A 24,591-nucleotide genomic window follows, 5' to 3' on the forward strand; every position below is an offset into this window, starting at 1 on the left:
TCTCCTGGTAGCCGTCGTCCCGGCTTCGGATAACAGTTTTTCGCCCACGCAGCCTTAATTTTGTTTTAACTCCTTGAAGGCGACCCGGCCCTGCTGATTACGGATTTCGCGGTAACGAATCGTCTTTCGATCGGATACTGGAGGGCATGTCGTCCAGCCCTGGCGCTCCTCGGCTCGCGCGCCGGCCGGGGCGGCTGGTCGCCTTCAGCGACGGTGTCTTCGCCATCGCCGTCACGCTTCTCGTGCTGGAGATCCAACCGCCGAAGGACTTCGGGCGGCTCCTGCCGGGCCTCGGGGCGTTGTGGCCGTCGTACCTGGGGTACGCGCTGAGCTTTCTGCTCGTCGGGCAGGTGTGGGTCAATCATCACGTCATGTTCGACCGGGTCCGGCACGTCGACCGTCCGGTCCTGTTCCTCAACACGCTGCTCCTGATGGTCATCGCGTTCCTGCCGTTCTCCACGTCGCTGCTCGCCGCCGCGCTCCGCGCGGAGCAGGGGCTGCGGACGGCGGTTGTCGTCTACGGCACGACACTGTGGTTGGCAGCGGCCCTGTTCAACGTCATCTGGGTCCATCTTCGCCGGGCGAGACTCCTGGACCCCAGTCTCGGCCCCTTCGGCGTCCGGGCCATCGGCCGTCGATTCGCACTCGCGCTGGTCTGGATCGGCGGCGGCATCCTCGTCGGCGCGTTCGTGCCGATCGCGGGCGTCGCCATCATCGCGGCCTTCCTGCCCGCCTACTACCTGCCCATCCGCGGCGAGTACGGCGAGGACGACAAGACCACCGACCGCCCCGGCTGAGCCGGACCGGGTGGCCCGGAGACCGGCTCGGCGTACATCGGCGACGAGGCCGTCGAAATATTGTGGGTGCGGCTGTCGATCGGGACCGGCTCTCTTCGTAGCCATGGTGAGAGCCCGGAATCGAGACGGGCCACACCCCGCTGGAGGGCACGATGACCACCACCGCGCAGACCACCCGCACCACGACGTCGGCCTTCCGCGCGCTGATCGGGGCCGGCGTGATCGCCACGGTCGCCGCGAGCGCCGCCACCATGGCCGTCGCCGCCGTCGGCCACGCGGCCGGAATCAGCCTCGACATGAGCGGCGCTTCGATTCCGGTCACGGGGTTCGGCGTGCTGACCGCCGTCTTCTCGTCGATCGGCGTGCTCCTCGCCGTGCTGCTGTCCCGCTTCGCGCGGCGTCCGCGGCGCGCGTTCGTCCGTACGACTGTGGTGCTGACGGTCCTGTCCCTGGTGCCGGACGTGCTCGCCGACGCCGGGACGGCCACCAAGGCGCTGCTGATGCTCACCCACCTGGTCGCGGCCGCGATCGTGATCCCGGCCGTCGCGCGCCGCCTGGCCGCCTGACCTGTTCCAGCCATCGTCGAGCTATCGGAGGATCATCATGAAGCAGTACCTGCTGTCCGTGCACTTCGTCGAGGGCGCGCCGACGCCGTCGGACGAGGAGATGGAGATCATGTTCCGGGAGACCGGGCGGATCAACGACGACATGCAGGCCGCGGGCGCCTGGGTCTTCGCCGGGGGGCTCACGTCACCCGACAGCGCCACAGTCGTCCGGGTCGAGAACGGCGCCACCTCCATGAGCGACGGGCCGTTCGCCGAGACGAAGGAACACATCGTCGGATTCTGGGTGATCAAGTGCGCGGACCTGGACCAGGCATTGGCCTGGGCCGAGAGGTGCGCGGCGGCCTGCGGCGCGGTCGAGGTGCGCCCGTTCGACGATCTGTCCCAGGCCTGAGCGGGCAGCCGTCGCCCGACATGGACCTGGCGAGCGTCTACCGCGCGGAGTACGGCCGCTGCGTCGCCACCCTGGCCCGCCTCCTCGGTGACATCAACCTCGCCGAGGAGGCGGTCCAGGACGCCTTCACCACGGCGCTGCAGAAGTGGCAGACCCTGCCACCCAACCCCGGCGCCTGGATCGTGACGACCGCACGCAACCGGGCCATCGATCGGCTCCGCCGGGAGTCGACCCGCGAGGCCCGGCACGCCCAGGCCCTGCTGCTGCACCAACAGGACGAGCCCCAGGAGGTGGGACCGGTGAAGGACGACCAGCTACGACTCATCTTCATCTGCTGTCACCCGGCGCTCGCCCCGGACGCGCGGACGGCCCTCACGCTCCGCCTGCTCGGCGGTCTCGAGGTACCGGAGATCGCCCGGGCCTACCTGGTTCAGGAAACGACAATCGCGCAGCGGATCGTGCGCGCGAAGAAGAAGATCCGGGATGCCCGCATCCCGTACCGGGTACCCGCTGAACACGAGCTGCCGGACCGGCTGCCGCCCGTGCTCACCGTGCTCTACCTGATGTTCAACGAGGGCTACGCCTCCACCGCCGGGCCACTGATCAGAACGGACCTGTGCGCCGAGGCGATCCGGCTCGCCCGCGAGCTGGCCGCGTTGATGCCCGACGAACCCGAGGTCCTGGGCCTGCTCGCCCTGCTGCTGCTGACCGAGGCGCGCCGGCCGGCCCGGCTCGGCCCGACCGGCGAACTGGTGCTCCTCGCCGACCAGGACCGGTCACTGTGGAGCCGGGCACTCATCGCCGAGGGCCACGATCTGGTCCGGCGCTGCCTGCGGCGTAACCGGCCCGGCCCGTACCAGATCCAGGCCGCGATCGGCGCGGTGCACACCGATGGCGCGGCCACCGACTGGCCGCAGGTTCTGGCGCTGTACGACCAGCTCTTCTCGCTCGCGCCGACTCCCGTCGTCGCGCTCAACCGTGCCGTCGCGGTCGCCGAGGTGCACGGGCCGGCGGCGGCCCTCGCCGCGTTGGCGGACGTCGACCTCCCGGGCTACCACCGGCTGCCCGCCACCCGGGCCGAGCTGCTGGCCCGGCTCGGACGCGACTCCGAGGCCCGCGCCGCCTACGACCAGGCCATCGCACTGACCAGCAACGAGACCGAGCGTGCCTTCCTGCGGACGCGTCGTACCGAACTCACCCACCCGAGGAGACCATCGTGACCGCCACCTACACCTTCGACGTCTTCGCCAGCCTCGACGGCTTCGGCGCCAGCACTGGCAACTGGGGCGGCTACTGGGGTAAGCAGGGGCCGGAGCTGCTGGAGCGCCGACTCGCCACGTACGACGAGGACCAGCGCATGGTCTTCGGCGGCGGCACCTACCGGGTGTTCATGGGAATGCTGGCCGACAGCACCGAGGAGTCCGAGGTCCGGGACGCGTGGGTCACCCGCATGGTCAACCTTCCGGCGACGATCGTGTCGAACACGGTGCAGGGCCCCCTTGACTGGCCGGACGGGACCATCGTGCGCGGTGACGCCGTCGACGTCGTCGCCCGGCTCAAGGAGGAGTCCGAGGTGCCGTTGCGGTCACACGGCAGCCTCTCGATGAACCGGGCACTGCTGGCCGCCGGTCTGGTCGACTTCGTTCAGGTGACGCTCTTTCCGGTGCTCACCGGTCAGACCGGAACGGAGCCGATCTTCCACGGGATGGCCGACTACGACCTGGAGCTGATCGAGAGCCGGACGCTGGACTGCCGCTCCCAGGAACTCATCTACCGACCCACCCTGCACAGCTGAGTCGTCCCTGCCACCCGACGGTGGCGCGGTGCCGCCGGCCGTGCCTGGTGATCCCCGGCGGCGGCACCGGACACCCACCCGTGCCGGTCAGCAGCGCACCTCGGTCTCCTTCTGCGCCACGTCGGAGATCCCACCGAGGGCCCGGGTGCACACCGTCAGCGTGTTGGCGCCCAGCGACCAGACGTCCGGGCCGCTCGAGCACTGCAGGTCGCGAAGCGTGCTTCCGGTGACGATCGAGGTGCAGACCTGGTAGGAGCCGTGGCTGGCCCGGTACTGCTGCCACACGTACGTGTAGGCGTAGTTCTTGCCGCAGCCCTTGTACTGCTTGACCGAGGCGGCGGTCTGCCCGCCGACGGTGACGTACGCCGTCGCGCCGATCTGCACCGAGCTCGCGCAGCGCGGGTTCGTCTCGGCGTGGGCGGGGCCGGCGAACGCCAACGTCGCGGGCACAGCCAGCCCAGCGGCCGCGAGGATGCGTACGCCGCGTCGGGAAAGGCTCTTCATCGATGACCTCCTTCAATGCACCGGGACCGTCGATCCCCGTGTCGTCGATGCACCACATTGATGGTCACCGTGGCCCGTTCGGTAGCCTCTGACACGCCTTGACAACGTCTGACGGAGTCGTCTGACATGGGGGACTGATGAAGGACCAGCGTGCCGCCGCGGAGTCGAGTCAGGACGGACGGGCCGCCGAGAGGTTCGCCGAGCAGTTGCGGACACTGCGCAGCGCCGCGGGAGACCCGTCGTTCCGCAAGATGGCGGGGCGGTCGGGTCGGATCTCGCACACGACCCTGCACGAGGCCGCCGCCGGGACCAGGTTTCCCTCGTGGGAGACCACGCGGGAGTTCGTCCGAGCCTGCGAGGCGGACGAGGCCCAGTGGCGGCGCCGATGGGAGGACGCGCAGCGCCCGGGGATGGCCCAGCCCAGCGGGGACGGTGACCTCGAGCCGGTCGTCGCCGCGTCCGCGCCGACGGAGCAGGGCGCGTTGCAGGTCGTGGAGTATCCGCGGGCCGCGGATGGCGTCGCGAGTACGCGGCGGCGTCGCCTGCCGTGGCTCAACGCCGCCGCGGTGGTGCTGGTGGTGGCGGTGGCCGCCGTCCTGGGCCTGAGCGTTCGTGGCCGGTCGGGCCCCGACGACTCCGGCACCCCGACCGCGTCACCGTCATCGGTGGCGTCGCCGTCCACGACGGCGTTCTCGGACTCGCTGATTCCCGGGGACTCGAGCAGGTTCGTCGCCGACGTCACCATCCCCGACGGCACCCAGGTGAAGGTGAACACCCAGTTCGACAAGGTGTGGGCACTCGCGAACGTGGGAAGGGTCGACTGGCACCACCGGTACCTGGCGCGTACGGAGCCCACCGCCGACGGTGACGGTTGCCAGACACCGAATCGGGTGCCGATCGGTGACACGCCGCCCGGTGAGCAGGTGATGATCCGTGTTCGGGTCACCGCGCCGAGCCGCCCCGGCAGGTGCTGGGTCAGTTGGAAGATGGTCGACGAGACCGGGCGGGAGTACTTCCCCACCCGGCGGCCGGTGTACTTCATGGTCACCGTGACCGCCTGACGAATCGCCCCGAGCGGCGTGCGGATGCGCACGCTCGATGTCAGGCGCGGGCTCGACCCAAGCTGACAACACCGCGTTCATCGAGGTCGGTGACGGCCTGACGGATCTGACAGGACACCGGGGGTACCGAACAGCGGGGCGCTTCTCGCAGGGTGATGTCGCACCGAGATCGACTCACCAGCTACGAGGAGGACCCATCTTGCGCCGTCCCTGGTTAACCGTCGGGCTCGCCGCGCTCTGTGTGGCCGTCGGCGTCCCGGCCCACGCGGCGGCATCCGGCGCCACAGCGCAGCCGACCGCCGCCACGGCCGCGCGGCCGGTCGTGGACATGGAGGCCACCGTCCTGGCCGCCCAGATCGACCCCCGCCGTGCCGACAACACACTGACTCCGGGTGCGAAGAACTCCGTGCTCGCCGTGGAGCAGGCGTTGCAGGCGCAGGGCCTGCTGAACGCGCAGTGGGTCGACGGCTACTTCGGCACGGTGACCGTCTCGGCGTACGCGGCGTACCAACGCTCACTCGGCTACACCGGGCTGGCCGCGAACGGGCTGCCCGGCACGACGTCGCTGACGAAGCTCGGGCTGAACCGCTACACCGTCGGCAACACGATCGGTCCGGGCGCGAAGGTCCAGCGCGACGGGTACGTCGTCAACGCCCGTACCCAGGCGATGCTGGCCGAGGCCCAGCGTCTGCTCGGTTACACCCTGGTGCTCGACCAGGGCTCGTACAACCCTGGGGGCGACCCCACCTCGGCCGGTACGCACGACGGCGGGGGTGTGGTGGACATCGCGGTCACCGGCATGACCGCGGCCCGGCGCACCGCCGTCGCCCGGGCCCTGCGCCAGGTCGGCTTCGCCGCCTGGGTCCGCAACCCGAACCAGGGCGACTGGCCATGGCACATCCACGCCACGGCGATCAACGACACGGACCTGTCCAGTCAGGCGCAGCACCAGGTCGGCGACTACTACCTCGGCATGAACGGCCTGGCCAACCAGGGACCGGACGACGGCCCCCAGATCCCGATCAAGACCTGGGAGCAGTACCAGCGCGGGCAGTGACCCGCACCCCCTCACCGTTCTGAAAGGACACCATGAACATCCGTAAGAGCCTCGCCGCCGCCGGCATCGCGCTGGCAGCGACCACCTCGATCCTCAGCGTCGCATCGCCCGCGTCGGCGGCGGCCCGAGACGGGGTCTGCGACAGCGGCGAATTCTGCTACTACTACAACAGCGACAACGCGGGATCGATCTCGGACTTCACCGGTTCGCTCGACGACTACGGCACCGAGCAGCCCTCGTGCTACGACTTCAAGGGCGCTGGCGCTGGCAAGGGCCTGTGCATCAAGAACGAGGCCGCCTCGGTCTGGAACCGCAGCACCAAGACCGTCCGCGTCTACTACAACAGCGGCTACGCCGGTTCTTACCAGGACTTCGCGGCCGGCGCGAAGGGCAACCTCAACGCCACGCTGAAGAACAACAACGCCTCGCACCAGTTCTCGCCGTCGACGCGCACGAACCTGTCGTACGCCCTGTACCAGGCCAGCGGCGGCACGGTCACGTGCGGCTTCGACGGTTACACCACCACGCCCGGCCGGCACGAGGGCATCGACATCGCCCGCAGCGTCGGCTCGGACGTGCGCGCCCTGGTCTCCGGAACGGTCATCTACGTCGCGCAGGGCAGCACCGGCAGCGGCGGCCTGTCCACGATCTCCGTCTACAACTCCTCGCTCAACAAGACGGTGATCTACCTGCACACCGCGCCCAGGTCCGGGGTGAGCGTGGGCGACGCCATCAGCAAGGGCGAGATCATCGCCGATGAGTCGTGGCACGGAGTGTCCTCCAGCTCGGGCGCGCACACCCACGTCGAGGTCCGGGCCGGCCGGCAGACCCACGCGGCCGTCAGCGTCGGCGACCCCACCCTGGACAACGCCGACCCGACCGCGTTCTGGAACTCCCAGGGCTACAACGAGAGGTAGGACGCCATGAATATCCGCAAGGGCCTCGCCGTCGTCGGCGCCGTCCTCGCCATGTCCACCTCCATCCTGAGTGTCGCCTCGCCGGCAGCGGCGGCCGAACGGGACGGAACCTGCGACAGCGGCGAGTTCTGCTACTACTACAACAGCAACCAGGCCGGCTCGGTCTCCGACTTCACCGACTCGCTGGACGACTACGGCACGACCCAGCCGACCTGCTACGACTTCAAGGGCGCGGGTTCCGGCAAGGGCCTGTGCGTGAAGAACAACGCGGCGTCGGTGTGGAACCGGACCGGCAAGACCGTGCGGGTCTACTTCAACAGCAACTTCGCCGGCGCCACCCAGGACTTCGCATCCGGGGCGAAGGGCAACCTCAACGCCACGCTGAAGAACAACAACGCCTCGCACGAGCTGTTGAGCGGACCGACGGGCTGTAGCACCGACGGCACCAACAGCAAGCTGCCGAGCACCATCCTCGTCTACCGGGTCAGTCTCGGACGAGTCGATCGGATCGACTTCAAGACGTACGTCAAGAACGTCCTCCCGAACGAGTGGGTGACGAGCTGGCCGGCCGCCTCGCTGGATGCCGGTGCGATGGCCGTGAAGAGCTATGGCTGGTACTGGGCGCTGCACTCGACCCGGAAGACGTCCGGCGGCCAGTGCTACGACGTTCGGGACGACACCGGCGACCAGGTCTACCGGCCGTCGTCGGGGCAGACGTCGACGTCGGCGGCGGTGGACCGGACCTGGTCGACCCGGATGACCCGGAGCGGCAACATCCTGCGGGCGCACTACTGTGCGACCACCACCGCGTGCGGTGGCTGGGTGGACGGGGACTGGCTGTCGCAGTACGGCTCGCGTGACCTCGCCAACTCGGGCAGCAGCTACCAGACGATCCTGCGTTACTACTACCGCGACGTGGTCATCTCCTGACGTCACGCGTCGACCGTGCCGCCCGCCGCACCTCCGCGGCGGGCGGCACGCGCGTGGGGAGCCCGGCGCGGCCGGGTCGGCCGCCGGGCCGACAGGACGCGTCCGCGCCGGTCGTACGGCGACGGGTGGCAGACTCGTCGGCGTGAACGACATGGCCGCATCGACGGTGGACGGCGAGCTGGAGAGCGTCAGTCTGGTGGACCTCGCCGTCTCCCGGCTGACCCGGGAGATCCTCAGCGGCAAGAGCGACCCGGGTGAACGCCTCGTCGAGGAGCAGTTGACCCGCCGGCTGGGGATCAGCCGGGCTCCGCTGCGGGAGGCGCTGCGGTTGCTGGCCCAGCAGGGCCTGGTCGAGCACGTGCCCCGGCGCGGAGTCCGGGTGGCCACCCTGTCCGACCGCGACGTGCGGGAGCTGTACGAGATGCGGGACGTGCTGGAACGATTCTCGGTGCGAGCGGGGATCCCGGTCGGCCGGGAGAGCGACCTGGCGGGGTTGCGGGCGACGCTGGACCAGATGCGGGAGGCGACCCGGGCCGGCGACCGGATGACGGTCGCGGAGTCGCACCGGGCGTTCCACGTCGCGCTGGTGGCGCTCGCCGGCAACCGTCAACTCTCCGCCGTGTACGGCTCGATCCTGGTGAAGTTGCAGCTCTACATGGCGATCAACCTGCGCCGCGAGGCGGAGGTGGCGCAGCCGCTGGACGGGGTCCACCGGCACGAGCGGCTGTTCGAGGCGGTCGTCGGGGGAGACCCCGAGGAGGTTCTCGCCGTGCTCTCCGCGCACGGGGCGCGCTCGTACCTCGACTAGGCCCCCGGCCGGGGTACGCGTGCCGTCATGTCCTCGTTACAGAGCGCGTGATTCGCTGTAACAGAACGGTCGACAATCGACAGTATGCCAGAACGAGTGGAGTCCATCTCGGAGCTTCGGACGGCGTACCGCGAGGGTGGCCGGACCCCCGTCGACCAGGCCGAGCGCATCCTGGACGGCCTGGCCGGGCGCGACGGCGAGCCGGTCTGGATCAGCACCGTCCCGGCCGACCGCCTGCGCGAACGGGCCGAGTCGCTGACCCGCCACGGTGATCCGGCACTGCCGCTGTACGGGATCCCGTTCGCGGTCAAGGACAACATCGACGTCGCCGGCATGGTCACCACGGCCGGCTGCCCCGACTTCGGATACCTGGCCGCCGAGGACGCTCCGGTGGTGCGCCGACTGCTCGACGGCGGCGCGCTGCTCGTCGGCAAGACCAACCTGGACCAGTTCGCCACCGGCCTCACGGGGGCCCGCTCGCCGTACGGCAGTTGCCAGAGCGTCTTCGGCGGCGGCCTCATCTCCGGCGGCTCCAGCTCCGGCTCCGCTGTCGCGGTCGCCGCGGGCCAGGTCAGCTTCGCCCTGGGTACGGACACCGCCGGCTCCGGCCGGGTGCCCGCGGCGCTCAACGGGATCGTCGGCCTCAAGCCCACCCGGGGTCTGCTCAGCACGGCCGGCGTGGTGCCGGCCTGCCGTTCGCTGGACTGCGTGTCGGTCTTCGCCCCTGACGTGGCCGGCGCCCTCGACGTGCTGCACGCCGCCCGTGCCGTCACCTCGGCCGACCCGTGGGGACGTCCGTTGCCGGCCGAGCGGGTGGTTCCCCGCATGCCGGGGACCCTACGCCTCGGGGTGCCGCGGGCAGAAGACCTCGAATTCTTCGGCGACACCGGGCAGGAGGCCCGGTTCGCCGCCGGCGTGCAACTGCTGCGTACCCTCGTCGGGTCCCCGCGGTCGGTGCCGCTCGGCCCCTTCTTCGCGGCGGGGGACCTGCTCTACCAGGGGCCCTGGGTGGCCGAGCGGCTCGTCGCGCTGGGCGGTTTCCTACGGTCGCACCCGGAGTCGGTCCTCGCGGTCACCCGGGCCGTGTTGGAGACCGGGTGGCGCTACGACGCGATCGACGCCTTCCGGGGCCAGCACCGGCTGCGCGAGCTGCGCGCGCAGGTCGACCAGCTCTGGCAGGACGTCGACGTGCTGGTCGTGCCCACCGTCGGCACCACGTTCACGCTCGACGAGATCGCCGAGGACCCGATCGGGCGCAACGCCATGCTCGGCCGCTACACCCAGTTCGCCAACCTGCTCGACCTGGCCGCCGTGACCGTACCCAACGGGTTCACCGCCGCCGGCCGGCCGGCGAGCCTGACCCTGCTCGGCCCGGCGTTCAGCGACACCACACTGGCCCGGCTGGCCGCCACTCTCACCGAGGGCGGTCCACCGACCGGGGCGGTCGAGGCCAGCTCACCGCCGGCGCAGCGCCCGGCGGACGTGCTGATCGCCGTGGTCGGCCGGCACCTGGCCGGCGAGTCCCGCAACGGCGAGCTGCTCGGGCACGGCGCGGTCCTCGCCGGCACCGCCCGCACCGCGCCGCTCTACCGGCTCTACCGCATGGACACGCCCGACGGCGAGGGACTGCCCGGTCTGGTCCGGATCGCCCCGGACGGGCCGTCGGGCCATCCCATCGAGGTCGAGCTGTGGCGGTTGCCCAGCGCCGCGGTCGGTGGGCTGCTGACCGGCGTGCCCGCACCCCTCTCGCTCGGGTGGGTCCGCCTGCACGACGGGCGGGACGTGCTCGGTTTCCTCTGCGAAGCGTATGCCGCGGGCCCGCCGGCCGAGGACATCAGCGCCAGCGGTGGGTGGCGGGCCTACCGCCGTTCCGCCGTCCGGCGCTGACGCGGGCGGCACCAGCGATCATGACAGGAGGCGAGAGGATGGGCAGCATCGGGCCGGTACCGGCCAACCCCTACCCGTGGCCGTACGACGGCGCGGCCGACACCGCGCGTACCGCACTGCTCTGCATCGACTGGCAGACCGACTTCTGCGGGCCGGGCGGCTACGTCGACGCGATGGGTTACGACATCGGCCTCACCCGGGCCGGCCTGCCGGCCACCGCCCGGCTGCTGGAGCACGCCCGATCGCTCGGGATGCTCGTCGTGCACACCCGGGAGGGGCACGACCCGCAACTGTCCGACCTGCCGGCGAACAAGCGGTGGCGCTCGGCGCGCATCGGCGCCGAGATCGGGGCGGCCGGCCCGGCCGGCCGGATCCTGGTCCGGGGCGAGCCCGGCTGGGAGATCGTGCCCGAGGTCGCCCCGGTGGCCGGTGAGGTGATCATCGACAAGCCGGGCAAGGGCGCCTTCTACGCCACCAACCTCGACCTGGTGCTCCGCACCAGGGGCATCACCCACCTGATCCTCACCGGCATCACCACCGACGTCTGCGTGCACACCACCATGCGCGAGGCGAACGACCGGGGTTACGAGTGCCTGATCCTCTCCGACTGCACCGGCGCCACCGACAAGGCCAACCACGACGCCGCGCTGCACATGGTGACCATGCAGGGCGGCGTCTTCGGCTGCGTCACCACATCCGAGGACGTCATCGCCGCCACGGCGAAGTGAGGTGCGCCCATGTTGACCATCGCCGCACGACCCGGCCCGTACTCCTTCGACCTCCCGAGCACCGCGCTGCTCGTCATCGACATGCAGCGCGACTTCCTGGAGCCCGGCGGCTTCGGTGCGAGCCTGGGCAACGACGTCAGCCAGTTACGCACGACGATCGCGCCGCTCGCGGCGCTGCTGGCCGACGCCCGTGCCGTCGGCCTGACCGTCGTGCACACCCGCGAGGGGCACCTGCCCGACCTGTCCGACTGCCCGCCCGCCAAGCTCCACCGGGGCGCGCCGAGCAAGCGGATCGGTGACCCCGGCCCCAAGGGCCGGATCCTGATCCGCGGCGAGTACGGCCACGACATCATCGACGAGTTGGCGCCGCTGCCCGGCGAGCCGGTCATCGACAAGCCCGGCAAGGGCGCCTTCCACGCCACCGATCTGGACGCCCTGCTCGCCGAGCGGGGCATCCGCAGCCTCCTGGTCACCGGGGTCACCACCGAGGTGTGCGTGCACACCAGCGTCCGGGAGGCCAACGACCGCGGGTACGAGTGCCTCGTGCTCGCCGACTGTGTCGGGTCCTACTTCCCCGAGTTCCAGCGGGTCGGGCTCGACATGATCGCCGCCCAGGGCGGGATCTTCGGGTGGGTCGCCGACTCGGCGCAGGTACGCGCCGCGCTGCCCACCACGTCCGCGTTGCAGCCCTCTTCCTGACCGGGAGCAGCCATGGTCCCCACGAAGCCCACAGTCGTCCCGCTCCCGTACTGGGTGCGCGGCGACACCAACGCGTTCTTCGGTTTCGGCGTCAACGTCCTGGTCAACGTGCTCACTCTGACCGGGCTCTGCATCGCCGTGGTGAACCTTCCCGAGGGGGAGGTGTTCGGCACCATCCTGCCGGCGCTCGGCATCGCCCTGGTCGCGGGCAACGTCTACTACACCTTCCTGGCCCGCCGCCTCGCCCGCCGGGAGAACCGTGCCGACGTGACGGCCCTGCCGTACGGGCCGAGCGTGCCGCACATGTTCATCGTCATCTTCGTCATCATGCTCCCGATCTACCTGCGCACCCAGGATCCGGTGCGGGCCTGGGAGGCCGGGCTGGCGTGGGCCTTCATCATCGGCGTGATCGTGCTGATCGGCGCGTTCGTCGGGCCCTACATCCGCCGGTACGCGCCCCGGGCCGCGCTGCTCGGCACCCTCGCGGGGATCTCGATCACCTTCATCTCGATGAACCCGGCTGGGCAGATGTGGCGCATGGCCTGGGTCGCCCTGCCGGTCTTCGCGTTGCTGCTGATCGGTCTGCTCACCGACGTGAAGCTGCCGTTCAACTTCCCGATCGGGCTCGCGGCGCTGCTCGTGGGCACCGCGATCGGCTGGGCCGGCGGGGCGATGTCGGTGCCCGACGTCACGGCGGCCGCGCGGGACATCGCGGTCGCCGTACCCTCGCTCAAGCTGGACCTGCTGGTCACCGGGCTGGCCGACATGGCGCCGTTGCTGGCGACGGCGATTCCGCTCGGCGTCTACAACTTCACCGAGGGCATGACCAACGTGGAGAGCGCGGCGACCGCCGGGGACAACTACAACCTGCGCAGTGTGCTGCTGGCCGACGGCGCGGGCGCGGTGATCGGTGCGGCGCTCGGGTCGCCGTTCCCGCCCGCCGTCTACGTCGGCCACCCGGGCTGGAAGGCGGCGGGTGGACGCAGCGGCTACTCGATGGCGACCGGCGTGGTGATCGCGGTGCTCTGCTTCCTCGGCATGTTCGGGCTGCTCGCGGCGATCTTCCCGACGGCGGCCATCGTGCCGATCCTGCTCTACATCGGTCTGCTGATCGGGGCGCAGGCGTTCCAGGCGACCCCACGGGCGCACGCCGCAGCCGTGGTCGCCGCGCTGATCCCCAACATCGCGGCCTGGGCGACCGGGCAGATCGACAACGCGTTGGCGGCGGCCGGCACCAGCGCCGCCGCGGTCGGCGACGACGCGCTCAACGGCGCCGGCGTGGTGTACGACGGGCTGCTGGTGCTCGGCCGGGGAGCCATCCTCGCCGGCCTGGTGCTCGGCGCGGTGGTGGTCTTCATCATCGACAAGCGGTTCGTCCGGGCGGCGATCTTCGCCGGCGCCGGCGCGGTGCTCTCGTTCATCGGGCTGATCCACGGCGAACGGATCGAGTGGAACGCCAACGGACAGGTGGCGCTCGGCTACCTCTTCGTCGCGGCGATCTGCGTGATCGTCGCGCTCGGTCGGCCCACGCCGCGCGATCCCGACCCGGAGGAGGCCGAGCTGGACCGGACGCCCAATCCGACCGCGTCCACCAGCCCCGCCACCGATCGAGCGGAAGACGAGCAGAAGACGTCGGCCCTGAGCGGCTGAGCCGGCCGTCCCGGAGGAGGTGCCGACGCGTTCGCACCGGGGCGGCCAGGTGCCGACCCGACGGATCGAGAGGACGTACCGCGTGGAGATCGATCGGACGGACGTGGTCGCCGAGGTGGCGGCGGCCTTCGCCGGCTACGAGCGGGCGCTGGTCGACGGCGACGCCGAGGGGATCTGCGGGTACTTCTGGGACTCCGACCGGACCGTGCGGTTCGGCCTCGCCGACCACCAGTACGGGTTGAACGAGCAGCGCAAGTGGCGGGCCGCGCAGCCACCGCTGCCGACCGGCCGACGGCTTGTCGACCCGATGATCAGCACGTTCGGCGCGGACCTCGCGGTCGTGACGACCCGTTTCGGGTACGCCGGCGCCGCCGCCACCGGGCGGCAGACCCAGACCTGGGTACGCCTGCCCGTCGGCTGGCGGATCGTCACCGCCCACGTCTCCGAACCGGCCGAGGACCCCGGCTGAATGGACCCGACGGCTCGTCGGCTTCGAATGAGGGCTCGACGAAGCACCCCGTCCGGCATGGACGGGGTGCTTCGTCGGTTCAGCCGACGTCGGTGCCGGGCACCGGTCGGGCCTCGTCCGCGTTCGACGCCGGGGCGGCCACCTCGATCCGGGGCGACCGGTCCGGCGGAAGATGAGCGCGGTCGGCGATCACGACCACGTCCACCTCCCCGTCGATCATCTTCTGTTCGACGGCCTCCCACGGGGCCCGCATGATCCCGTTCAGTCGGTAGTCATGCTGGCGGAGGTGGGTCAGACACGTCGCGATGGCGTGCTCCGACGGCTCGATGTCGGCGGGTACCCAGATAACGGCTAGTTCCATGATCTCTCCTGATCAACGTCGTGGACGCGGGTGGAAGATCAGGAGCTGCCGTGGCGGTGGGGGACCCCGCTCCACGGGCCGACCGGCCGCGTGGCTGTCGAAGGGGAGGACGGCACGCCCCCGGTGCAGCGGTGCGATGGACGGCGGCCCGCCGGTCGCCGACGCCTTCTGGTCGAGCCCACTGGCGCCGGCGCCGGCGGGTGCGGACACGAATGCCGGCACCAGCGCCGGTTGCCCCGGGAGGGGCCCGACGGGAGGGGGCGGTGCCGATAGCGGTTGCGCGGTCCTCGTCGCCAGCGTTCGAGCCGGCGCGCCGCCGTTGACGATGCGGGGGAGGCTGGCCCGGTACGCCATCGCTGTCACGTGGGTCGGCGGCGGTGGCGACGGTGGCGCGGTGGTGCGTGCGGCCGGCGCGGCCGACGCCGACGGAACGCGCGCGGCCGGCGGCGGGGACGACTGTCGCGCACGAGGTGGTCGGGTTGCCGCGGCGGTCGACGGTACGACCGACAGCGCAGCGGTGACGGTCGGCAGGGGCAGGGGGACGGCCGTCGGCACGGGCCGGGGGACGGCTGTCGGCACGGGCCGTGGGAGGGCCGTGGGCACGGGTCGGGGGAGGGCTGTCGGCAGGGGCAGGCCGACGTCCAGCGGCGTCTCGTCCACGTCGTGTAGCAGCGCCCCGACGATCCCCGGTGCGGTGGCGTCTTCCGCCGGTGCACGGGTGGTCGGCGACGGTGACGGCAACGGGGCGGCGTGTGCGGGCTCGGCGCCCAGGGCAGCGCCGAGGGCTGCCGCCCCCAGCGCTGCCGCGCCGAACGCCGCCGCGCCGAGCGCCGCCGGCGGCGAACACCGCGTCGGCCGCCTCACGCCGTCCCATCCATGCGCGGACTTTTGCCCCCGGGCAACTCGGGCTACACCTGTCGCGGGCCGATCCGCGGCCACCGCGCCGGTCCGGCTTCGCCGGGCGCGAGCGGCGCGCGGATTCCCGCCCGGCGCCCCTGCGGTACGCGCGGCAGGTGACCTGGACTGTGAGCGATAACAAGGCCATTGCCCGGTGCGCCCACAGCGTCGAGGCCGCATGGATCGTCGACCCGTTCCCGTACGGACGTCGACAGGTGGCAATGATGCACGCTCCGCGAACCGATTCGGCCGGGCGGCTATGTGGCCGGCTCGTTACGTCTTGACGAACAGCATGTTATCGCTCACTCTCGATGCAGAGGTCGGCGGCGTCGGTGGCTCACCGGGCGAGTCCCGCGGTCGCGCCTCGAAGCACGGCGTCCCCGGGCAGCGGACGTCGTCTCAGGACTCGCGTGGTTGCCGGCGAGCGCCGGCCAGGCTGCGTGCGCCGGTGCGCAGTGCCCAGGATGACCGTTGCGGATTCCTCGGCTCACGCCGGCGTCCGCCACCGGGATCAGTCCGTCCTGAGTGAAGTGGCACATCACCACCACCGATGCAACCACTGAGAAGGAACGACATGAGACCCAAGAAAGCTCTGCTGGCGACGGCGACCCTCGCGGTCGCACTGACCGCGGGTATGACGGTGGCGCTGGCGCCCATGGCCAGCGCCGGAACGACGTTGCGGGCGTCGGCGGCCGAGAAGGGCCGCTACTTCGGCGCCGCCGTCGCGACGGGCAAGCTCTCCAACAGCCAGTACGTCGGCATCCTCAACAGCGAGTTCAACAGCGTCACCCCCGAGAACGAGATGAAGTGGGACGCCACCGAGCCGTCCCAGGGCCAGTTCAGCTACACCGGTGGTGATCGTCTCGTCAGCCACGCGCAGGCCAACGGCATGAGCGTGCGGGGGCACGCGCTGTTGTGGCACGCCCAGCAGCCGGGTTGGGCGCAGGGCATGTCCGGCACCGCGCTGCGCAACGCCGCCATCAACCACGTCACCCAGGTCGCCACCCACTTCCGGGGCAAGATCTACGCCTGGGACGTGGTGAACGAGGCGTTCGCCGACGGTGGCAGCGGCGGCCGACGGGACTCGAACCTTCAGCGCACCGGCAACGACTGGATCGAGGCGGCGTTCCGCGCCGCCCGCGCCGCCGACCCCGGCGCCAAGCTCTGCTACAACGACTACAACACCGACGGCATCAACGCGAAGTCCACAGGGATCTACAACATGGTGCGCGACTTCAAGTCCCGCGGCGTGCCGATCGACTGCGTCGGCTTCCAGTCCCACCTCGGCACCACGTTGGCCAGTGACTACCAGGCCAACCTGCAGCGCTTCGCCGACCTCGGCGTCGACGTGCAGATCACCGAGCTCGACGTGATGACCGGCTCCAACCAGGCCAACATCTACGCCTCGGTGACCCGCGCCTGCCTGGCCGTCGCCCGCTGCGCCGGCATCACGACCTGGGGCGTCCGGGACAGCGACTCCTGGCGCGGGTCCGACAACGCGCTGCTGTTCGATGGATCGGGCAACAAGAAGCCCGCGTACACCTCAGTCCTCAACGCCCTCAACGGGGGCAGCACCTCACCCACCACGCCCCCGCCGAGCACCGGGGTGGACACCACCGCCTGGTACGTGCTGGTCAACCGCAACAGCGGTAAGGCGCTCGACGTGTACGGACGGGCGACCACCGACGGCGCGCGGATCGACCAGTGGGCCCGCAACGACGGCGCGTGGCAGCAGTGGCAGTTCGTGGACTCCGGTGGCGGCTACTTCCGACTGAAGTCCCGCAACTCCGGCAAGGTGCTGGACGTCTACAACTTCTCCACCGCTGACTCCGCGGCGATTGTGCAGTGGAGCGACGGCAACGGCACGAACCAGCAGTTCCGGCTGGCCGAGTCCTCCGGCGGCTACCTGCGCCTGATCAACCGCAACAGCGGCAAGGCCGTCGAGGTGCAGGGCGCGTCGACCGCCGACGGCGGGAACATCGTGCAGTATGCCGACTGGGGCGGCAACAACCAGCAGTGGCAACTGGTCCGTGTCGGGTAGCCACCTGACCCGCTGAACCGGCAGCGCGGTGGCGCGGACGCACCTCGTCCGCGCCACCGTCGCCGCTGACCGCGACGCCCAGCGGTACGCGACCGTTGAACCCGGTGCCTGCACATCCACGCTTCGGACAGCGGATGGACAAGGCCAGGACTATTGGAGAGCATCTATTTCATGATTATCCGGTTCGCCACCCCGCCACCGACCACGGAGAACGCGACGCCCGAGCCGACCTCCGACGACCGGCCACCGGCCGATTGGGGTCGATGGCGCTGGGCCCGTTCCGAATGGACCGTGGCGGTACTGGCGAGCCTGCTGCTGGCAGCGGTGCTGACCTGGCCGACGCTGCGGCATCCGGCGAGCACGATCCCCGGCGACCTGGGCGACCCGCTGTTGCAGGCCTGGCAGGTCGCCTGGTCGGGGCACGCTCTGCTCAGCAACCCGGCCGACCTCTGGCACTCCAACACGTTCTACCCCGAGAAGTACACGTACGCCTACAGCGACACCCTGCTCGGCTACGCGCCGATCGGGATGCTCGGGTCCGGCTTCGAGGCCGCCGTGGTCCGGTACAACGTGCTGTACGTGCTGCTGCACGCCTTGGCGTCGCTCGGGGCGTACGCCCTGGCGCGGCAGCTCGGCGCGAACCGGTGGGGCGGGGCCGTCGCCGCGATCGCGTGGGCGTACGCGCCCTGGCGGTTGGCGCACTCCGGGCACCTGAACATCCTGTCCAGCGCGGGAATCGCGCTGTCGCTGGCCATGCTGGCCCGTGGTCACGGCTGGTCGCTGCGCCACGGGTACCGGCCCGAGCTCCGCCGGCCGGGCTGGGCGTTGGCCGGGTGGCTGGTCGCCGCCTGGCAGATCAGCCTCGGCTTCGGCATCGGTCTGCCGCTGGTGTACTTCCTGCTGGCCGCGGTGCTGGTGGCGGCGGGTTGCTACGGCTGGTCCTGGTGGCGGCGGCGGGAGCGCCCGCCGTTCGGCCGGCGGCTGCTGCTCGCGGATCTGCTCGGTGGGGGTGCGTTCGGCGCGGTGACGCTGCTGCTGGGCATGGTCTACCTGCGCGTCGTCGATCTCAACCCGCAGGCCGAGCGGACGCTGGACTGGACGAAGATGTTCTCGCCTCCGCTGATCGGGTTCGTCACCGCGCCGGCGGACTCGTGGTTGTGGGGCGAGCGGCACGCCGCCGCACGCGAACAGTTGTCCTGGCCGCCGGAGATGGCGCTGCTGCCGGGGATGATGCTGATCGGGCTGGCCGCGGCGGGGCTGTTCCTCTCGGTGTATCCGCTGCGCCACCGGGTCGTGCTGGGGCTCGGCGTGCTCGGCACGGTGCTGCTGGGCCTGGGCGCCACCCTCGGCGGTGACGGAGACCCGGGCTACCTGACACTGTCCACGCTCCTGCCGGGCTGGGACGCGTTGCGCACCCCCGGGCGGATGATGCACTGGACGAGCCTGCTGCTGGCGGTGCTGGCCGCCGGCGCGGTGACGGCGCTGGCCGAATCGCTGCGCGAGTCCTCGCCCCGCCAGTGGACGCGGATCCTCACGCCGCTGGTCCTGCTGGTGCCGTTGACCATGGTCACCCTGGAGGGCGTCAACCGGACACCCCACCCGACCGTGCCACAGCCACCGGCGGCGATGCGGACGGTGCAGGACCCGATCCTGGTGCTGCCGGCCGGCAGCGTGGGCGATCTGACGTACATGTTGTGGACGACCGACGGGTTCCCCCGGGTGACCAACGGTCTGGCCGGCTTCGAGCCGGTCAGCCAGGCGCAGACCCGGACCGCGGTGGCGTCGTTCCCCGATGCGGGCAGCGTGGCGTACCTGCGGGGGATAGGCGTGCGGTCGGTGGTGTTCGTGCCGAGCCGCGCCGTGGGGACGCCGTGGGAGGGCATCGCGGCCCGGCCCATCGACGGGCTGGGCATCACCCGGGAGGATCTTGATGGCACGCTGGTCTACCACCTCTGACCGCGCGGGCGACGGACCGGCCGGCGGCGGATGCCCGGGTACGGGCGGGGCGGGGTGACGACAGTGCGATTGTCAGTCGTGGTGCCCTGCTTCAACGAGGAAGCGTCGGTGGAGCGGTTGCACGAGACCGTGTGCGCCGCCCTCGCCGAGCTGCCCGACGTGGACGTCGAGGTGGTGTACGTCGACGACGGCAGCGAGGACGGCACCCTCGCGGCGCTGCGCCGGCTCGCCGCCGCGGACCCCGCTGTCTGCTACACGTCGCTCAGCCGCAACTTCGGCAAGGAGGCGGCGATGCTCGCCGGGTTGCAGCGGGCCACCGGCGACGCGGTAGTCATCATGGACGCCGACCTGCAGCATCCGCCGCGGTTGCTGCCCGAGATGGTGATGCTGTATCAGCAGGGCTTCGACCAGGTGATCGCCCGTCGGGACCGGCGCGGTGACCGGTTCGTACGGATGGTCGCCTCACGGTCCTTCTACCGCGTGATCAACTGGTGGATCGACGTGCGCCTGCAGGACGGGGCGGGTGACTTCCGTCTGCTGTCCCGACTGGCGGTGGACGCGATCCTGGCGATGCCGGAATACAACCGCTTCTCCAAGGGACTGTTCTCCTGGATCGGCTTCCGGACGGCGGTGGTGGCCCACGCCAACGAGACCCGGCAGTCGGGGCGGAGCCGGTGGACGTTCGGCAAGCTCTTCAACTACGCGTTCGACGGCCTGCTGTCGTTCAACAACCGGCCACTGCGCCTGGCGATCTACGGCGGCCTGTTCCTCACCCTCATCGCGCTGGTCTACATGGCCTGGGTGGTCGCGGACGCCGTCGAGAAGGGCATCGACGTTCCCGGCTACACCACCATCATCGTCAGCGTGATCGGGCTCGGCGGCATCCAGATGACGATCCTGGGCGTGATCGGGGAGTACATCGGCCGGATCTACTACGAGACCAAGCGCCGACCCCACTACCTGGTGCAGGAGACCGAGCACCTGCTCGCGGAGAACGGCGGGGCGCCACGGCTGCCGGTCTCGCCCGCGCCACGCTCGGCCGCGCGCGGCCCGCGGACGGTACCGGCCCGGGAGGAGTCCCTCGGCCGGACTCCCGCACCCCACCGGCGGGAGGCCCACGACCGCGACACCGGCTGACCGGGGCAGGCGGGTGTCTGGCGTCCGCCGGAGTGGAGTCGGTCAGCGACCGCAGGACCGGCACGCGCTGCGGGTGCGCAGGTGGTAATCGCTGGACGCGGCGAGGAGGCCGAGCCCCAGGAGGCAGTACGCCGACATGGCCACCCAGAGGAACAGGTCAGAGAACTCGCCGGCCGGTCCCGATGCCACCTGCGTCAGCCCCATTCCGAAGTAGGCCACGACGCTCGCCCCGAGCCCGAAGCCGGGCACCAGCAACAACCGTCGGGGGATCGTGCGGCCGGCGAGCAGCGGCACCCATCCCGGCCAAACCTCACCCCAGTGCCGCACCAGTGCCAGCGGCAGCAGCACCCCGGCCAGCACCAGACCGATCTCCAACCCGATCACCGAGGCGTCCTGCGTGAGACCGTCGAAGCCCACCACCGCCTGGGCCGCGAACCGGGTCACGAGGCCGGCCACCGCCACGTACGCGGCCCAGCGTGCCCACGGTGCGGGTGCCGAGCGCCGCTGGCCGGGTCGGACGGTCCGGCAGCAGTCCGGGCAGTCGCCCCGGGTGCGCCGCTGGTAGCGGGCGGTGGCCAGGCCGAGCAGGGCCGCTCCGGTGACGCACCCGACCCGGCTCGCGAACGCCACCGGATCGAAGGACGGGCCACGGGCGAACAGCAGGAGGCTCACCAGCTCCGGCAGCAGGATCGCGGCGGCCGCGACCAGCGCCCCGCCGAGGGCCCAGGCGAGTCCCGCGAGCATCGGCCGCCAGGTCGTCGCCCGGTCCAGCGCCACCGCCGCCGCGCCTGCGGCCAGGCACAACACCACCGACCGCCAGCCGGTGAAGCCGAGCAGGTCGGATCCGAACGGGCCGAACTCCGGCGCCTCTCCGACCGTCCACGCCAGACGTACGCCGCCATAGGCCACGGTCCAGGCGAGTACGGCGTACGTCAGGCGGTTGCCGCTCCTGCGCGCGATCGCTGTCGGTGTCGTCATGCGTCCGATCCTCGCGGGGCTCCGACCGGAGCGGTCCCCTCCTGTCGGGGAAGGCGCTCCCCGCAGGGAGGGAGTCGTGGTGATCGATCTTGATCCGGCGGCCGTTCCGCCGTACGCTCGGAGCATGGTTGAACATGTTCAAAAACCGGTGCCGGCCGAGGATCGACCGTGAAGATCGTCATTCCGGGCGGCACCGGCCAGGTTGGCGCGATCCTGGACCGGGCGTTGACCGCGCAGGGTCACGACGTGGTGTTGTTGACCCGCTCGCCGAGGGGTGCGCGTCAGGTTCGCTGGGACGGCGCCACGCTCGGCGACTGGGCCCGGCAGATCAACGGCAGCGATGTGGTCATCAATCTGGCCGGGCGCAGTGTGAACTGTCGGTACACCCCGGAGAACCTCGACGCCATGATGCGCTCACGGGTGGAGTCGGCGCGGGTCGTCGGCGAGGCCATCGCCGCGGCCGACCGGCCGCCCAGGGTGTGGATGCAGATGAGCACCGCGACCATCTACGCGCACCGTTTCGACGCCGCCAACGACGAGCGCGACGGCGTGCTCGGTGGCGGCGAGCACGGTGTGCCCGGGTACTGGTCGTACAGCGTCAGGATCGCCCAGAACTGGGAGGCCGCGCAGGAGCGGGCGGCGACTCCCCACACGCGCAAGGTCGCGCTGCGCTCGGCCTTGGTGATGAGCCCCGACCGCGGTGGTGTGTTCGATGTGCTGAGCTGGCTCGCGCGGCTCGGGCTCGGCGGCTCGGTCGCCGGCGGTGGGCAGTACGTCTCGTGGATCCACGACCAGGATTTCGTCCGCGCGGTGTGCTTTCTCATTGACCGCGACGACATCGCCGGGCCCGTGAACCTGGCCGCGCCCGGCGCGGTGCCACAGCGGGAATTCATGCGGGCGCTGCGGTCGGCCTGGCGGATTCCGGTCGGCCTGCCGGCCACCCGGTTGATGGCGGAGGTCGGCGCGTTCGTGCTCCGGTCGGACACCGAACTGCTGTTGAAGAGCCGGCGCGTCGCCCCGGGCCGGCTCTCCGCCGCGGGCTTCATGTTCGACCATCCGGGGTGGCCCGATGCCGCCGTGGACCTGGCCCTGCGACGCCGGCACGCTGGCGCGGTGGGGCGTGGGGGAGCGCACGGTCGCTCGCACCCCCACGCCCGGTCGCCGCGCGACCGACTCCCAGGAGCGGTCAGAGAGTGAACACGAGGGTCGAGATGCTGCGTGCGCCGACGTTGATGGTGGCCTGTCCTCCGTTCACGCTGGTCGGCTGGCTGGCCGCGTTGGCGTTCTGCGAGGTGAGGTAGTACTCGGCCCTGCTGACGTTCTGCGGGGCCTGGATCACGGCGTTGTTGACCGCGCTGTTCGACCGGTTGAGGATCACCAGCGTGATCTTGCCGTCGCCCTGGTAGGCGGTCACCTCCAGCGGCGAGGCCTTGGAGCTCTTGGTCAGGGCCACCCGTTGATAGCCCGGCCGGACGTACTTCGCGTACTGGGAGAACGCGTACCCGCGCTTGAGCGGAGCGCCCGCGGTGGTGCCGTAGGCCGCCTCGCCGTCGCCGATGAAGGAGTAGTAACGCTTGCCGTACCACCAGATGTAGGCGCTCCAGTTCGATTCCATCGACTTGTGCACCGTGCGCATGATGTCGTCGAGCGTCTCGTTCCAGACCGCCAGGTTGGCGGGGTTGCCCCAGATGTTGGAACCGCCGCCGTCCGCCTCGTGGTAGTTCCACTCGGTCATCCACACCGGCTTGTTGTACGCAGCGGCCAGGGAGTACGGCGCCAGCCGGCCCGCGGCCTCGGTGCCGTACAGGTGGCCGCCGATGTAGCCGATGTTGTTCCGGGCGGTCGCGTCGTTCAGGGTCGGATCGGTGTAGCCGTAGTTCATGTTGACCGCCTCGGCGACCATCAGCTTGCTGTTCTGCACCTTGGTGCCCTGATCACGGACGAAGTTGCGCAGCTCGGTGCCGCTCCAGTCCATCGAGTCGTAGTCCGGGTGCCAGTCCGGCTCGTTCTGCACCGACGTGACGTCGATGGTCACGCCCTGGCCGCGCATGTACTGGACATAGCTGTTCAGGTGGTTCGCGTAGTCGTCGTAGTAGTCGGTCTTCAACTGGCCGCCGTTGGTTCGGCTGTTGTTGGTCTTCCACGCCGCCGGCGCCGTCCACGGCGAGGCGAGGATCTTCACACCGGACCCGTACGACTTCGCCGTCTTCAACGAGTTCACGTGGGTCGACCATTCGCTGGACACCGGTGAGAGGCCGGTGCGCACGATGGACAGCCCGAGCTGGTTGGCACCCATCCCGACCAGCGTCTGGGTGTCGGTCGTCGACCAGGCGCTGCCCCAGATGGACTGGGCGGCCCCGAACCCGTCGATCGTCTGGTACCGGGTGGCGCTGTTCACCGTGATGTCCGCCGGCCCGTTGGGTGGCGGAGTGGTGGGTGGCGGCGTGGTCGGCGGCGGTGTCGTCGGGGGTGCCGAGGTCGGCGGCGGTGTGGTCGGCGTCGTGCCGCCGGTGCAGGTCACACCGTTCAACGCGAAGCTGGACGGATCGGGATTGCTGCCCGTCCACGAGCCGTTGAACCCGAACGATGTCGTGCCGTTGGTGGGGATGGCCCCGTTGTAGCTGACGTTCTTGGCGGTGACCGCGGCGCCGCTCTGGGTCAGAGTCGTGTTCCACGCCTGCGTGACGGTCTGGCCAGCGCTGTAGGACCAGGTCAGCGTCCAACTGCTGACCGCGTCGCCGAGGTTGGTGATGGTGACGTTCGCGCCGAAGCCGCCCTGCCACTGCGACGACACGGCATAGTTCACCGCACAGCCGGCGGCTGCGGCACCGGCCGGCGCCGCCAGGGCGACCGCCGTCGACGCCAGCAGGACGGCACCGGCCGAGACCAGGGCGGCATTGGTCACTCTTCGTTTTCTCATGAGACTTCTCCTGAAGGGGTGGTGGCGGCCGACGCGTCCGGT

General features: G+C 70.8%; 23 protein-coding genes. 19 read left to right on the top strand and 4 right to left on the bottom strand.

Annotated features, from left to right (window positions below; genetic code table 11):
- Nucleotides 1-146: 146 nt before the first annotated feature.
- The 5 genes from ACFYPH_RS19570 (at nucleotide 147) to ACFYPH_RS19590 (ending at nucleotide 3,549) form a co-directional block, all read left to right on the top strand.
- Nucleotides 147-797, top strand: coding sequence for a TMEM175 family protein (locus ACFYPH_RS19570; protein ID WP_354855502.1), 651 nt, complete (start codon nucleotides 147-149; stop codon nucleotides 795-797).
- Between the two features lie 152 nt (nucleotides 798-949).
- On the top strand, nucleotides 950-1,363 hold the full coding sequence (locus tag ACFYPH_RS19575) for a DUF6069 family protein (RefSeq protein WP_355066540.1): 414 nt from the start codon (nucleotides 950-952) through the stop codon (nucleotides 1,361-1,363).
- A 37-nt stretch (nucleotides 1,364-1,400) separates the two neighbouring features.
- Entirely contained in the window at nucleotides 1,401-1,754 is a 354-nt protein-coding gene (locus tag ACFYPH_RS19580) for a YciI family protein (RefSeq protein WP_354855500.1), read from the top strand.
- A gap of 20 nt (nucleotides 1,755-1,774) precedes the next feature.
- Complete coding sequence (locus ACFYPH_RS19585) at nucleotides 1,775-2,974, top strand: RNA polymerase sigma factor (protein ID WP_354855499.1); 1,200 nt, start codon at nucleotides 1,775-1,777, stop codon at nucleotides 2,972-2,974.
- Nucleotides 2,971-3,549, top strand: a complete 579-nt coding sequence (locus ACFYPH_RS19590; RefSeq protein ID WP_387183484.1) for a dihydrofolate reductase family protein — start codon at nucleotides 2,971-2,973, stop codon at nucleotides 3,547-3,549. The genes ACFYPH_RS19585 and ACFYPH_RS19590 overlap by 4 nt, the downstream gene beginning before the upstream one ends.
- 87 nt (nucleotides 3,550-3,636) lie before the next feature.
- On the opposite strand, the gene ACFYPH_RS19595 is transcribed toward ACFYPH_RS19590, so the two are convergent.
- Nucleotides 3,637-4,053: a hypothetical protein gene (locus ACFYPH_RS19595; RefSeq protein WP_355066537.1), complete on the bottom strand. Its 417-nt coding sequence runs from the start codon at nucleotides 4,051-4,053 to the stop codon at nucleotides 3,637-3,639.
- 137 nt (nucleotides 4,054-4,190) lie between these two features.
- Here ACFYPH_RS19595 and ACFYPH_RS19600 point away from each other — a divergent pair, with 137 nt between their 5' ends.
- The 10 genes from ACFYPH_RS19600 to ACFYPH_RS19645 all read left to right on the top strand — a co-directional run bounded on the left by ACFYPH_RS19600 (nucleotide 4,191) and on the right by ACFYPH_RS19645 (nucleotide 14,259).
- Nucleotides 4,191-5,114, top strand: a complete 924-nt coding sequence (locus tag ACFYPH_RS19600; protein WP_387183488.1) for an NBR1-Ig-like domain-containing protein — start codon at nucleotides 4,191-4,193, stop codon at nucleotides 5,112-5,114.
- A gap of 199 nt (nucleotides 5,115-5,313) precedes the next feature.
- Nucleotides 5,314-6,171: a peptidoglycan-binding domain-containing protein gene (locus tag ACFYPH_RS19605; RefSeq protein WP_355066535.1), complete on the top strand. Its 858-nt coding sequence runs from the start codon at nucleotides 5,314-5,316 to the stop codon at nucleotides 6,169-6,171.
- 32 nt (nucleotides 6,172-6,203) lie between these two features.
- Nucleotides 6,204-7,088, top strand: coding sequence for a peptidase inhibitor family I36 protein (locus tag ACFYPH_RS19610; RefSeq protein WP_355066534.1), 885 nt, complete (start codon nucleotides 6,204-6,206; stop codon nucleotides 7,086-7,088).
- 6 nt (nucleotides 7,089-7,094) lie between these two features.
- Nucleotides 7,095-8,018, top strand: a complete 924-nt coding sequence (locus ACFYPH_RS19615) for a peptidase inhibitor family I36 protein (RefSeq protein WP_387183492.1) — start codon at nucleotides 7,095-7,097, stop codon at nucleotides 8,016-8,018.
- A gap of 151 nt (nucleotides 8,019-8,169) precedes the next feature.
- Nucleotides 8,170-8,826, top strand: coding sequence for a GntR family transcriptional regulator (locus ACFYPH_RS19620; protein WP_387183787.1), 657 nt, complete (start codon nucleotides 8,170-8,172; stop codon nucleotides 8,824-8,826).
- 84 nt (nucleotides 8,827-8,910) lie between these two features.
- Nucleotides 8,911-10,713, top strand: a complete 1,803-nt coding sequence (gene atzF, locus ACFYPH_RS19625; RefSeq protein ID WP_387183495.1) for an allophanate hydrolase — start codon at nucleotides 8,911-8,913, stop codon at nucleotides 10,711-10,713.
- A gap of 38 nt (nucleotides 10,714-10,751) precedes the next feature.
- Nucleotides 10,752-11,441, top strand: a complete 690-nt coding sequence (locus ACFYPH_RS19630; protein WP_354855491.1) for an isochorismatase family cysteine hydrolase — start codon at nucleotides 10,752-10,754, stop codon at nucleotides 11,439-11,441.
- A 9-nt stretch (nucleotides 11,442-11,450) separates the two neighbouring features.
- On the top strand, nucleotides 11,451-12,140 hold the full coding sequence (locus ACFYPH_RS19635) for a cysteine hydrolase (protein WP_355066530.1): 690 nt from the start codon (nucleotides 11,451-11,453) through the stop codon (nucleotides 12,138-12,140).
- A gap of 12 nt (nucleotides 12,141-12,152) precedes the next feature.
- Nucleotides 12,153-13,790 (top strand): regulator, encoded by a 1,638-nt coding sequence (locus tag ACFYPH_RS19640; protein WP_363940580.1) that lies wholly within the window; start codon nucleotides 12,153-12,155, stop codon nucleotides 13,788-13,790.
- An 82-nt stretch (nucleotides 13,791-13,872) separates the two neighbouring features.
- Nucleotides 13,873-14,259 (top strand): AtzH-like domain-containing protein, encoded by a 387-nt coding sequence (locus ACFYPH_RS19645; protein ID WP_387183498.1) that lies wholly within the window; start codon nucleotides 13,873-13,875, stop codon nucleotides 14,257-14,259.
- 79 nt (nucleotides 14,260-14,338) lie between these two features.
- Here ACFYPH_RS19645 and ACFYPH_RS19650 read toward each other — a convergent pair whose 3' ends face one another.
- Nucleotides 14,339-14,620, bottom strand: coding sequence for a hypothetical protein (locus tag ACFYPH_RS19650; RefSeq protein WP_354855487.1), 282 nt, complete (start codon nucleotides 14,618-14,620; stop codon nucleotides 14,339-14,341).
- Nucleotides 14,621-16,091: 1,471 nt separating this feature from the next.
- Between ACFYPH_RS19650 and ACFYPH_RS19655 the strand changes: the two genes are divergently transcribed.
- The 3 genes from ACFYPH_RS19655 to ACFYPH_RS19665 all read left to right on the top strand — a co-directional run bounded on the left by ACFYPH_RS19655 (nucleotide 16,092) and on the right by ACFYPH_RS19665 (nucleotide 20,651).
- Nucleotides 16,092-17,558, top strand: coding sequence for an endo-1,4-beta-xylanase (locus tag ACFYPH_RS19655; RefSeq protein WP_387183500.1), 1,467 nt, complete (start codon nucleotides 16,092-16,094; stop codon nucleotides 17,556-17,558).
- 171 nt (nucleotides 17,559-17,729) lie between these two features.
- The gene (locus tag ACFYPH_RS19660) at nucleotides 17,730-19,514 is read left to right on the top strand and encodes a hypothetical protein (protein ID WP_387183502.1); all 1,785 of its coding nucleotides are present in this window, start codon (nucleotides 17,730-17,732) and stop codon (nucleotides 19,512-19,514) included.
- 54 nt (nucleotides 19,515-19,568) lie between these two features.
- Nucleotides 19,569-20,651, top strand: coding sequence for a glycosyltransferase family 2 protein (locus ACFYPH_RS19665; protein ID WP_387183505.1), 1,083 nt, complete (start codon nucleotides 19,569-19,571; stop codon nucleotides 20,649-20,651).
- A gap of 42 nt (nucleotides 20,652-20,693) precedes the next feature.
- Here the strand turns inward: ACFYPH_RS19665 and ACFYPH_RS19670 are convergent, their stop codons facing one another.
- On the bottom strand, nucleotides 20,694-21,629 hold the full coding sequence (locus ACFYPH_RS19670; protein ID WP_387183508.1) for a hypothetical protein: 936 nt from the start codon (nucleotides 21,627-21,629) through the stop codon (nucleotides 20,694-20,696).
- A 168-nt stretch (nucleotides 21,630-21,797) separates the two neighbouring features.
- On the opposite strand from ACFYPH_RS19670, the gene ACFYPH_RS19675 reads away from it, so the two are divergent.
- Nucleotides 21,798-22,826: a DUF1731 domain-containing protein gene (locus ACFYPH_RS19675; RefSeq protein ID WP_387183511.1), complete on the top strand. Its 1,029-nt coding sequence runs from the start codon at nucleotides 21,798-21,800 to the stop codon at nucleotides 22,824-22,826.
- On the opposite strand, the gene ACFYPH_RS19680 is transcribed toward ACFYPH_RS19675, so the two are convergent.
- Nucleotides 22,816-24,549 (bottom strand): cellulose binding domain-containing protein, encoded by a 1,734-nt coding sequence (locus ACFYPH_RS19680; RefSeq protein ID WP_387183514.1) that lies wholly within the window; start codon nucleotides 24,547-24,549, stop codon nucleotides 22,816-22,818. The genes ACFYPH_RS19675 and ACFYPH_RS19680 overlap by 11 nt on opposite strands.
- Between the last annotated feature and the right edge of the window lie 42 nt (nucleotides 24,550-24,591).

Source organism: Micromonospora sp. NPDC005252 (assembly GCF_042872475.1).
GTDB lineage: Bacteria > Actinomycetota > Actinomycetes > Mycobacteriales > Micromonosporaceae > Micromonospora.

Coding starts and splice junctions, on each gene's coding strand:
- ACFYPH_RS19570 (WP_354855502.1), top strand. CDS start 147: ATGTCGTCCAGCCCTGGCGCTCCTCGGCTCGCGCGCCGGCCGGGGCGG.
- ACFYPH_RS19575 (WP_355066540.1), top strand. CDS start 950: ATGACCACCACCGCGCAGACCACCCGCACCACGACGTCGGCCTTCCGC.
- ACFYPH_RS19580 (WP_354855500.1), top strand. CDS start 1,401: ATGAAGCAGTACCTGCTGTCCGTGCACTTCGTCGAGGGCGCGCCGACG.
- ACFYPH_RS19585 (WP_354855499.1), top strand. CDS start 1,775: ATGGACCTGGCGAGCGTCTACCGCGCGGAGTACGGCCGCTGCGTCGCC.
- ACFYPH_RS19595 (WP_355066537.1), bottom strand. CDS start 4,053: ATGAAGAGCCTTTCCCGACGCGGCGTACGCATCCTCGCGGCCGCTGGG.
- ACFYPH_RS19600 (WP_387183488.1), top strand. CDS start 4,191: ATGAAGGACCAGCGTGCCGCCGCGGAGTCGAGTCAGGACGGACGGGCC.
- ACFYPH_RS19610 (WP_355066534.1), top strand. CDS start 6,204: ATGAACATCCGTAAGAGCCTCGCCGCCGCCGGCATCGCGCTGGCAGCG.
- ACFYPH_RS19615 (WP_387183492.1), top strand. CDS start 7,095: ATGAATATCCGCAAGGGCCTCGCCGTCGTCGGCGCCGTCCTCGCCATG.
- ACFYPH_RS19620 (WP_387183787.1), top strand. CDS start 8,170: ATGGCCGCATCGACGGTGGACGGCGAGCTGGAGAGCGTCAGTCTGGTG.
- atzF (WP_387183495.1), top strand. CDS start 8,911: ATGCCAGAACGAGTGGAGTCCATCTCGGAGCTTCGGACGGCGTACCGC.
- ACFYPH_RS19630 (WP_354855491.1), top strand. CDS start 10,752: ATGGGCAGCATCGGGCCGGTACCGGCCAACCCCTACCCGTGGCCGTAC.
- ACFYPH_RS19635 (WP_355066530.1), top strand. CDS start 11,451: ATGTTGACCATCGCCGCACGACCCGGCCCGTACTCCTTCGACCTCCCG.
- ACFYPH_RS19640 (WP_363940580.1), top strand. CDS start 12,153: ATGGTCCCCACGAAGCCCACAGTCGTCCCGCTCCCGTACTGGGTGCGC.
- ACFYPH_RS19650 (WP_354855487.1), bottom strand. CDS start 14,620: ATGGAACTAGCCGTTATCTGGGTACCCGCCGACATCGAGCCGTCGGAG.
- ACFYPH_RS19655 (WP_387183500.1), top strand. CDS start 16,092: ATGAGACCCAAGAAAGCTCTGCTGGCGACGGCGACCCTCGCGGTCGCA.
- ACFYPH_RS19660 (WP_387183502.1), top strand. CDS start 17,730: ATGATTATCCGGTTCGCCACCCCGCCACCGACCACGGAGAACGCGACG.
- ACFYPH_RS19670 (WP_387183508.1), bottom strand. CDS start 21,629: ATGACGACACCGACAGCGATCGCGCGCAGGAGCGGCAACCGCCTGACG.
- ACFYPH_RS19680 (WP_387183514.1), bottom strand. CDS start 24,549: ATGAGAAAACGAAGAGTGACCAATGCCGCCCTGGTCTCGGCCGGTGCC.